The organism is Paracoccus yeei ATCC BAA-599, assembly GCF_000622145.1.
GTDB classification, from domain to species: domain Bacteria; phylum Pseudomonadota; class Alphaproteobacteria; order Rhodobacterales; family Rhodobacteraceae; genus Paracoccus; species Paracoccus yeei.
In genome coordinates this window covers 1-5,932 of the sequence record NZ_JHWH01000052.1, presented here as the reverse complement: position 1 = coordinate 5,932, position 5,932 = coordinate 1, and the positions used below count along the sequence as shown (strand labels likewise).

Genomic DNA, 5,932 nt, shown 5'->3' with positions numbered 1-5,932 from the left:
CCCCCGCCGTTATCATGCCGACGGTGAATCATGTTCTCAAACCACTGTCGAGGCAGGACTATTTCAGCGGCCTGCTAATGGTCCCGTCGCACCAGGCGGGGCCGAAAGATCGCCTCCTCGGGCGCGGGCATGGCCGTTGGCTCGGGCAGCACCGAGCCGCCGAAGACGTGGCGCATGTCGATCAGGCCGCCGCTGTCCTCGGGCCGGGCAAAGACCATGCTGAGCGTCCTTGCCCCTTGCGGATCGCAGACCGCGAAGACCTTGGCATCCACCCGGTACCGCCGCCCCGAGCGCGTCATGTGCGCGAGTTCCGGAATATGCGCCTCGCCGCCCTCGGCCAGGTCCAGAAGCGCGCCGAGCCGGCCGGCGCAGCGTTCGCCCAGGTCCAGCAGCACCCAGACCGGGCGGCCGATCAGCGCGTCGCGGGAAAATCCGGTCAGGCGCCGATAGAATTCGTTGATCGCCACGATCCGGCCGACCGAATCCAGCGCCAGGACGGCCCGGTGCGTCCGCAGGGACTGCATCGCGCGGTCAAGTCCCCGGGCCAGGTTCAGGAAATCAGACATGGGCAAACTCCGCTTGGATTTCCCAAGCCTTACCCGCCCATCCCCTAAGATTTCGTTAGCACGGGCGGTTTTTCCGACCCGGCCTCGGTCGGCGGGCCGAAACGGTCGATCAGCCGGTCGCGGATCTGGTCGCGGATCTGGCGGTAAAGCGCCAGCCGCGCCTCGCGCCCCTCGGCCAGGCCCGTCGGGTCCATGATCGGCCAGTATTCCACGTCCAGATGCGAAACCCGCGTCAGTTCAAGCGCCTGGCGCTGGCTGGCCGGGGACAGGGCCACCACCAGATCGAAGCTGCCCAGGTCGTCCCCCCATTCCTTCATCTCTTCGAACGAACGCGAGCGGTGGGTCGAGATCTCGACCCCGATCTCCTTGCAGACGGCGATGGCGAAGCCGTCCACCTCCATGTCGTTCCTGACGCCGGCCGATTGCACATAGGCGGCGCGGCCGTAGAACTTCTTCATCATCCCTTCGGCCATGGGCGAGCGGATGGCGTTGTGATCGCAGCAGAACAGCACCGAAGGGGGAATCGGTCCGGCCACGAATCACTCCGGGATCAGGGCACAGATCAGGGTGAACAGGCGGCGGGCGGTGTCGATGTCTATGGCGGCCTTGCCCTCGAGCCGCTCTTGCAGGGTGCGGGCGCCTTCGTTGTGGATGCCGCGCCGGGCCATGTCGATCGCCTCGATCTGGGCGGGCGGCAGGCGCTTCACGGCATCGAAGTAGCTGGCGCAGATCTGGAAATAGTCCTTGACCGTCTGCCGAAAGGGACCCATCGACAGATGGAATTCCGCCACCGCCTCATTGCCTTCGGTGGCGATGGAAAACACCAGCCGCTTGTCGCGCATGGCCAGCGACAGGGCATAGGGCCCGGGCGGCACAGGCTGGCCCTCGCGGCCCGGCAGGCGAAAGCTGTTGTCCTCGAGCAGGTCGAAGACGGCGACGCGGCGGTCCTGCTCCATCTCGGGCGTGGGTGGCGGCATGGCGCTGTCGTCGATGTCGATCCGGCACAGCCGGTCGGTCGCCTGGGTCATCGCTCGTCTCCGTTCAGCGTCCTGAGCCGGGCCGAGACGGACAGGCCATGGGCCGAAAGCCCCTCGGAGGCGGCCAGCCGCACCGCTGCCGGCCCGATGGTCCCCAGCGCCGCCGGCGAAAGCTTCGCCAGCGTCGTGCGCTTGAGAAAATCCATCACCGACAGGCCCGAGGAAAACCGCGCCGAGCGCGCCGTCGGCAGGACGTGGTTCGGGCCGCTGACGTAATCGCCCACAGCCTCGGGCGTCCAACCGCCCAGAAAGATCGCCCCCGCGTGCCGCGTCTTGCGGGCCAGCGCATCGGGATCGTCCACGCAAAGCTCCAGGTGCTCGGGCGCAAGCCGGTCCGACAGCGCCGCCGCCTCGTCCAGGTCGCGGGTCAGGATGACCGTGCCATAGTCGCGCCAGCTGGCCCCCGCCACGGCCGCACGCGGCAGGCTGGGCAGCAGCCGCTCGACCTCGGCCACCACGGCCTGGGCCAGAGCCTTGTCGGGGGTGATCAGGATCGACTGCGCATCGGCATCGTGCTCGGCCTGAGCCAGCAGGTCGAGCGCCAGCCATTCGGGGTCCTGCTCGCCGGCCGCGATGATCAGCACCTCGGAGGGACCGGCAATCATGTCGATGCCCACGCGGCCAAAGACCTGGCGCTTGGCCGCGGCGACATAGGCGTTGCCGGGCCCGGTGATCTTGTCCACGGGCCGGATCGTTTCGGTGCCATAGGCCAGGGCCGCAATGGCCTGGGCGCCGCCGATGCGATAGATCTCATCGACGCCCGCCAGTTCGGCGGCCAGCAGCACCAGCGGATTGACCGCGCCATCGGGCGTCGGAACGCAGATCACCAGCCGCTCGACCCCGGCCACCCGCGCCGGAATCGCGTTCATCAGGACCGAGGAGGGATAGCTCGCCTGCCCTCCCGGAACGTAAAGCCCCGCCGCCGAAACCGGCGTCCAGCGCCACCCCAGGCTCGCGCCTTCGGGGTCGGTCCAGAGCATGTCCTCGGGCATCTGGCGGGCGTGGTAGGCACGGATGCGGCTGGCCGCCGTGACCAGCGCCGCGCGGTCCTCGGCCGAGACACGGGCCGTCTGGTCCGCGATTTCCCCGGCGGTGAAGGCCAGCCCCACCGCCGTCAGGTCCAGCCGGTCGAAACGCCCCGTCAACTCGACCAGGGCGGCATCCCCCCGTGCCCGGACATCGGCGATGATCGCGGCCACCGCCTCGTTCACATCCGCCGCATCCTCGCGCTTCATCGATAAAAGATCGGCAAAGCGCTGCTCGAAATCGGGCTGGGCGGTCGAAAGATGGATCGGCATGGTCACGCTCACAATGTCGCAACCTTGTTAGCGGCTGCACGCAGGGGGCTCAAGCGGCGATGCGGGACGGCAGGCAAGCGGTCGCTCCCGGCCCGCCCTGCCGGATTTGGGTATTTGGGAAACGGTGAAAGCAGGAGAGGCCCCACCCGGCTTTCACCGTTTTTCAAATACCCATGCGACAGTGCCGCCAGCACGGCGGCCGCATGAGGGGATCAGCGTTCGGGGTGTTCGGGCGCGCGGCGCGAGGGGGCGATATAGGGCCGGGTCACGTCGCGGAGTTCCACGTTCAGGCATTCCGCATCCACGGCCACCGTGCCGTCGCCCGCGAAATCCAGCAGCAGCCGTCCCGTCCCGTCCTCGCCCGCCTCCCAGCGCAGGGCGAGAAGCTCGAGCACCAGATCGTTGTCGGCCCGGTCTATTCCGTCGCTTTGCACCTTCTGCACGTCCGAGACGAGCAGAACGGCGCGCACCCGTTCATAGGGCCGTTCCTCGCGCCGGGCGCTTTCCGCATCCTCCCAGCGGAAGCGGTTCAGCAGCAGCGCCAGCTGGCGGTGGCGCATGTCATAGGTGATCTCGGTCACCGGCAGGACGGCGTCCTGGACCAGGGCCGAGATGACGGTCAGATCCTCGACATCCTGGGCGACGAGGGCAAGCGGCGCAGGGTCTGCATCCGCGAAACGGGCATCATTCATGGGGCTCGCTCTCCTTGATGCGTTCGATCTGGGCACCGACGCCGCGCAGCTTGCGCACGACCTTTTCGTAGCCGCGATCCAGGTGATAGACCCGGCTGACGATGGTTTCGCCCTCGGCGGCCAGCCCCGCCAGGATCAGGCTGACCGAGGCGCGCAGGTCGGTCGCCATCACAGGCGCGCCGCGCAGGTTGGCAACGCCCGTGACGGTGGCATGGCCGCCATGGACCTCGATCCGGGCGCCCATGCGGGTCAGTTCGGGCGCGTGCATGAAGCGGTTCTCGAAGATCCTCTCCTCCAGCACCGAGGTGCCTTCGGCGGTGCAAAGCAGCGCCATCATCTGCGCCTGCAAATCGGTCGGGAAACCTGGGAAGGGCTCCGTCACCACGTCCACCGCCCGCACCCGACCGTTCTTGCGCGAGACCTTGAGCCCGCGTTCGGTTTCGGTCACGTCGATGCCGGCGGCATCCAGCTTTTCGCAGAAGGCGGCAACCAGGTCGATGCGGCCGCCCAGGCACTCGACCTCGCCGCCGCAGATGGCGGGGGCCAGCATGTAGGTTCCAAGCTCGATCCGGTCGGTGACGACCGGATGGGTGGCTCCGCCCAGGCTGCGGACGCCCTCGACGGTGATGGTCGCGGTGCCCTCGCCCTCGATCTGCGCGCCCATGCGGCGCAGGCATTGCGCGAGATCCACGATCTCGGGTTCGCGCGCGGCATTGTTGATCACGGTCGTGCCGCGCGCCAGCGTCGCCGCCATCAGCGCGTTTTCCGTGGCCCCGACCGAGACGATGGGAAAGTCGATCACGGCGCCCTTCAGCCCCCCCGCCGGCGCCTTGGCGTGGACGTAGCCCTCGCGCAGGTCGAGCTCAGCCCCCATCGCCTCGAGCGCCTTCATGTGCAGGTCCACCGGCCGCGCGCCGATGGCGCAGCCCCCCGGCAGCGAGACCACGGCATGGCCGTCGCGCGCCAGCATCGGCCCCAGCACCAGGATCGAGGCGCGCATCTTGCGCACGATGTCGTAATCGGCGGTGTGATTGTCCAGATCGTGGCTGGACAGCGCCAGCACCTGCCCGTCCTGCAGGCTGGCCACCTCGGCCCCGAGCGATTGCAGCAGCGCCGTCATGGTACGGATGTCCGAGAGCCGCGGCGCGTTGGTCAGCGTCAGCGGCTGGTCGGTCAGCAGCGTCGCCGGCATCAGGGTCAGGCAGGCGTTCTTGGCCCCGGCGATCGGGATCTCGCCCTTGAGCGGCCCGTTCCCCCTTACGATGATCTGGTCCATCTAGTCCTCGTTCCCGGGCGCGCCCTGACGCGGCGTCTTTGGCCCATGCTGCTGCTCATCCTCGGATGGGTCCCCGCCGACCGCGCGGGCACGGCCCTGCGCCTTGCGCCGCGCCAGATTCGCGCGCAGAGCCGCCTTGAGGCGCGCTTCGCGATCGTTCGATGCATCCGGCTTGCGGGGTTCCCTGGTCATGGCTCCCTGTTAACCGCATCGCGGGATTGCGTCCATGCCGCCGCCGGGGTCGGGCATGCAAAAGGCAATTTTTTGCGCCAGCCCCCTTGCGTGGCCGGCGCGCTCGGTCTAAAGCCCCCGGCACGATGCTGTGGTAGCTCAGTGGTAGAGCACACCCTTGGTAAGGGTGAGGTCGAGAGTTCAATCCTCTCTCACAGCACCATTTTTTCTTGTCACATCCCAAGAAGATACGCTGTATCAGAGACTTGGCTCGACCCTACTTACACACAGGGGTCGCACACAATGGTCTTGAAGATGCCTCGTCCGACTCAGCGCCAGCCCGGCTCCCCGTTCTACTTTCGTGCCCGCGTTCCTGCCGATGTGCGCAACGCGGTCGGCAAGGATGTGCTGTCCTATTCTCTCGGGACAACTGACGAGGTGGAGGCCAAACGACTGTTCGCGGCGGAGTATGCGAAGCACATGGCCCGCTGGGAGGCGATCCGTAAGGGCCCCCAGACGATCCCCCTCAAGACGGCTCTGATGATGTGACCGCCCCCCCGACGGCTTCGCTGTGCCAGGGTGGGTCTGGGACGATCCACAGAGGGGAGAGGTCATGTCGGAGATTACCACGATCGGGCTCGATCTTGCGAAGCATGTGTTTCAGCTTCACGGGGCCGACGCTTCTGGGCGAGCGGTGCTGCGCAAGAAGCTTCGGCGGGACCAGGTGCTGGCGTTCTTCAGCCAGCTACCATCCTGCGTCGTCGTGATGGAGGCGTGCGGTGGCGCCCATTTCTGGGGTCGTGAGATCGGGAAGCTGGGCCATGAGGTGCGGCTCATCCCGCCGGCCTATGTGAAGCCCTTTGTGAAGCGCCAGAAGAACGATGTCGCCGAT

Annotated in this window: 8 protein-coding genes, 1 tRNA gene and 1 pseudogene; 3 read left to right on the top strand and 7 right to left on the bottom strand. The window is 67.5% G+C overall.

The genetic code is table 11. The features are described 5' to 3' along the window. Positions 1-74 precede the first annotated feature (74 nt). From BU28_RS23590 to BU28_RS0117320, 7 genes are all read right to left on the bottom strand, one after another. The gene (locus BU28_RS23590; RefSeq protein WP_051578290.1) at positions 75-566 is read right to left on the bottom strand and encodes a PAS domain-containing protein; all 492 of its coding nucleotides are present in this window, start codon (positions 564-566) and stop codon (positions 75-77) included. Positions 567-610: 44 nt separating this feature from the next. Continuing rightward, the gene (locus BU28_RS0117345; RefSeq protein WP_028720561.1) at positions 611-1,102 is read right to left on the bottom strand and encodes an arsenate-mycothiol transferase ArsC; all 492 of its coding nucleotides are present in this window, start codon (positions 1,100-1,102) and stop codon (positions 611-613) included. A 3-nt stretch (positions 1,103-1,105) separates the two neighbouring features. Continuing rightward, positions 1,106-1,594 carry a UPF0262 family protein gene (locus BU28_RS0117340; RefSeq protein ID WP_028720560.1) on the bottom strand — a complete coding sequence of 163 codons (489 nt, stop codon included), beginning with the start codon at positions 1,592-1,594 and terminating at the stop codon, positions 1,106-1,108. Further along, complete coding sequence (hisD, locus tag BU28_RS0117335; RefSeq protein ID WP_028720559.1) at positions 1,591-2,901, bottom strand: histidinol dehydrogenase; 1,311 nt, start codon at positions 2,899-2,901, stop codon at positions 1,591-1,593. Before hisD ends, BU28_RS0117340 begins: the two co-directional genes overlap by 4 nt. A 212-nt stretch (positions 2,902-3,113) precedes the next feature. After that, entirely contained in the window at positions 3,114-3,593 is a 480-nt protein-coding gene (locus tag BU28_RS0117330; RefSeq protein ID WP_028720558.1) for a DUF2948 family protein, read from the bottom strand. Beyond that, positions 3,586-4,869 (bottom strand): UDP-N-acetylglucosamine 1-carboxyvinyltransferase, encoded by a 1,284-nt coding sequence (murA, locus tag BU28_RS0117325; RefSeq protein WP_028720557.1) that lies wholly within the window; start codon positions 4,867-4,869, stop codon positions 3,586-3,588. The genes BU28_RS0117330 and murA overlap by 8 nt, the downstream gene beginning before the upstream one ends. Next, positions 4,870-5,061, bottom strand: coding sequence for a hypothetical protein (locus BU28_RS0117320; RefSeq protein WP_028720556.1), 192 nt, complete (start codon positions 5,059-5,061; stop codon positions 4,870-4,872). 127 nt (positions 5,062-5,188) lie between these two features. Between BU28_RS0117320 and BU28_RS0117315 the strand changes: the two genes are divergently transcribed. From BU28_RS0117315 to BU28_RS0117305, 3 genes and pseudogenes are all read left to right on the top strand, one after another. Further along, positions 5,189-5,263 (top strand) — tRNA-Thr (locus BU28_RS0117315). Between the two features lie 80 nt (positions 5,264-5,343). Then, the gene (locus BU28_RS0117310) at positions 5,344-5,589 is read left to right on the top strand and encodes a DUF6538 domain-containing protein (RefSeq protein WP_028720555.1); all 246 of its coding nucleotides are present in this window, start codon (positions 5,344-5,346) and stop codon (positions 5,587-5,589) included. Between the two features lie 64 nt (positions 5,590-5,653). Then, positions 5,654-5,932: pseudogene (locus BU28_RS0117305) on the top strand (IS110 family transposase); the annotation flags it as partial.

What these genes read in the sequence shown, in the direction of transcription:
- BU28_RS23590 (WP_051578290.1), bottom strand. Translation starts at nt 566, where the DNA reads ATGTCTGATTTCCTGAACCTGGCCCGGGGACTTGACCGCGCGATGCAG.
- BU28_RS0117340 (WP_028720560.1), bottom strand. Translation starts at nt 1,594, where the DNA reads ATGACCCAGGCGACCGACCGGCTGTGCCGGATCGACATCGACGACAGC.
- hisD (WP_028720559.1), bottom strand. Translation starts at nt 2,901, where the DNA reads ATGCCGATCCATCTTTCGACCGCCCAGCCCGATTTCGAGCAGCGCTTT.
- BU28_RS0117330 (WP_028720558.1), bottom strand. Translation starts at nt 3,593, where the DNA reads ATGAATGATGCCCGTTTCGCGGATGCAGACCCTGCGCCGCTTGCCCTC.
- murA (WP_028720557.1), bottom strand. Translation starts at nt 4,869, where the DNA reads ATGGACCAGATCATCGTAAGGGGGAACGGGCCGCTCAAGGGCGAGATC.
- BU28_RS0117320 (WP_028720556.1), bottom strand. Translation starts at nt 5,061, where the DNA reads ATGACCAGGGAACCCCGCAAGCCGGATGCATCGAACGATCGCGAAGCG.
- BU28_RS0117310 (WP_028720555.1), top strand. Translation starts at nt 5,344, where the DNA reads ATGGTCTTGAAGATGCCTCGTCCGACTCAGCGCCAGCCCGGCTCCCCG.